General features: G+C 63.3%; 2 protein-coding genes and 1 pseudogene. All 3 read left to right on the top strand.

The window, feature by feature from the left end:
- The first annotated feature begins 220 nt into the window (after nt 1-220).
- Nucleotides 221-739 (top strand): hypothetical protein, encoded by a 519-nt coding sequence (locus Q1L50_RS01965; protein ID WP_300335503.1) that lies wholly within the window; start codon nt 221-223, stop codon nt 737-739.
- Complete coding sequence (locus Q1L50_RS01960; RefSeq protein ID WP_300335502.1) at nt 733-2,136, top strand: hypothetical protein; 1,404 nt, start codon at nt 733-735, stop codon at nt 2,134-2,136. Before Q1L50_RS01965 ends, Q1L50_RS01960 begins: the two co-directional genes overlap by 7 nt.
- A pseudogene (locus Q1L50_RS01955) lies at nt 2,133-2,557 on the top strand (hypothetical protein); the annotation flags it as partial. The gene Q1L50_RS01960 and the pseudogene Q1L50_RS01955, both read left to right, overlap by 4 nt.

Below are 2,557 nucleotides of genomic sequence, written 5' to 3'. Positions count from 1 at the left end.
TTTAACAGCGTTATTTTAAGAACAGCCAGAGTCTCCCTCAATCTTCATCGCCCAAGTCTGCCAATCCTCGTGCGCCAACCTACGCCAACAGCCCCCTTGCGTGGGTTTGAAATGAGAACTGCTGGAAATTCAATGATTTCGTGACCTTGGCGTGATCCTTGCGGTAAGCTTCGCAGCTTGTTCGTTCTGACCCAGTGGGCATTTTCGGAGTTCAAGCTCGATGGCAGGCATTGCGGGGTTTTCGTATACCCCAAGGGAGGGCGCGCAACAGTTGCGCGCCATTGCAGAACAGCTCGAGCGCGGGCAGGCGGAGACGCCGCTCGTCGATCAGGCGGACGCCCTGCTCGGACCGCCAGACAGCTCGGTTTCCGTCGTTCTCCTGGGCCTTGATCCGGCGGCGCGGGCGACGGCACTGACCTGGCTGGTTGGCCCCCAGCACCACAGCGTGACGATCAAGTTGTCCGAGCCGCTGGAGATGCTCGAGGTTCACCTGCAGGAGCGCGGCTACAGCCTGGAAACGGAATCCCAGGGAAGATCGGATTTCGAATCCGCGGAGCGACGGCGGCGGCTTTTGCAGATCTGGGTAGCGCCAGCCCCGATCTGGCGGAGCCGATCCGCCTGGCGCTGGCGGCGCCACCACCGCTGCGCAACCTGCACCTCATCGTCACGCGCGACTCGGCCACCGTCCTGCGCTACCCGGCGATCCTCGGGACGCTGGTCAATCGCGCGCCGGTGCTGATGGTCGCGGCGGCTGGCGACTATCGTCCGACGCAGGATGACCTCGACGCGATCCAGATCCTGGCAGGAGCCGTTGCCGGCATCTGGCCGGTGGTCGTTGGCGCTGCGCCAACGGCGGCGCCGGTCTGGTTGCGGCAGATCGCCGTCGCCGGGCCGACCGTCTTTCCCCTTGGTGTTCTCGCCGAAGGTGGCAGCTTTCTGCCTGACTTCATCGCCCGCGGTCCGAATCATCCGCTGCGGCAGTCCTTGTCCGGGATCGCCCTCGCGCAACGCGCCAGCAGCCTGGTCGACATAATCCAGGAGCGTTTCGAAACCGATCTGCGTCAGTTGCAGTCGCGCCAGAAGCGAGAAGCTCGCCTGGAACGAGCAGCCGATGCGGCCGCCAGGGAGCAGGACCTGAAGCTGGTGTTCGATCGCTACAAGCTGCAGTTGAGTGACGAGTTGAACAAGTTGATGCAGTCGCTGCGTGAAGGCAATCGCCGGGCCTTGTTGAAGTCGGGTGAACTTGCGCAGGTCCTCGAACAACTGCTGGCCAGCCTGCAAGCGGCCGACCTCGACCGGGAGACCTCTTCGAAGACGATCAGACTGTCGCTCAAGACCGAGGTGCTGGCCGACTTCCGCCGTCGCCTGTCCAAGGCCTTGCGCTACCAACTCGACGAAGAGTGCGTGCTGATCCGCGACAGCCTCGAAGAAACACGAGGGAGTGCCGAGGGTATGTTGGCGAAGACGGGCGCGGTCAATCGCAGCCTCGCTTTGACGCCGCCGGACAACCGCTCGCTGTGGGAGCCGCTGGCGGAGATGCTCGATCTCGACATCAAGTATCGCGGGGAAATCCCCCGGCGTGGCTTCATGCAACGGCTGGGCGAAGGGCGGCGCATCGTTTTCGTGGCGATGATGGGGCTGTCGCTGGTGGGCAGCTTCGTCGGCTTCAACGTTCGCCAGGCGGCCTGGGCCGGGGTGGTTTTCCTGGTCCTGTTTCTCGGCACGGTCGCTTTCACCTACAGGAGCTGGCAGCGCGAAGAGGAAGAAGGTTTCGACAAGGAGATCGAGCGTGTTCGCGAGAGTGTGGCCGCCGAGTTCAATCGTGTGCTGAACGACATTCTTCGCGAAAAGCAGAACCGCTTGCAGCAGGCTCTCGACGAGATCAAGCGGCAGGCGTTTTCCCGGCTCGATGCCGCGCTGCGCGAGGCTCAACTGGCCAAGGTGCAGGCGACCGAGAGCGAACGGCGCGACGCGCGTGCCAAACTCAAGCTGATCGACCAGCGGCTGCGGGAGCTTCAGGGCTTCGGTCAACAAGTCGGCAAGCTCAGGCAGATCGTTGGCGAATGGTTCGACCAGGCCAGGGACGCACTGCGCAGATCGGCGATGCCATCGGGTTCGAGTGAGGCGGGCGCATGATCTTTCCCGGCATCGACCTCGGCACCACGTATTCGATGATGGCGCATGTGAATTCCTATGGGCAGCCGGCGCTGTTCCCCGACGTGCACAACGCCAGTCAGTTCCGGACGCCAAGCGTCGTTTATATCGGCCGCGAAGGCTGTCTGGTCGGCGAGGCGGCAGAGGAACTGCTCGAGGATGCCCCCGAACTGCCGATTGCCCGCTTCGTCAAGGCCCGGCTGTCGCAGACGCAGTGGTGGCACGGCGACCACCAGCAGCGGCGCTGGTCCGCCGAAGGTCTGTCGGCACTGATCGTGCGCAAGTTCAGATTTCCTGATCTCGGAGGAAACCCGGTTGGCACTTTAGACGAGGGCGAAGGTCATTCTTGCCCCGGTTTCCGGATGCGGGAAATCTTGCAGGGTGAGTTCCTCGAGGAGCGCGG

The organism is Accumulibacter sp., from assembly GCF_029255145.1.
GTDB lineage: Bacteria > Pseudomonadota > Gammaproteobacteria > Burkholderiales > Rhodocyclaceae > Accumulibacter.
This window is presented reverse-complemented; position numbering and strand designations above follow the sequence as displayed.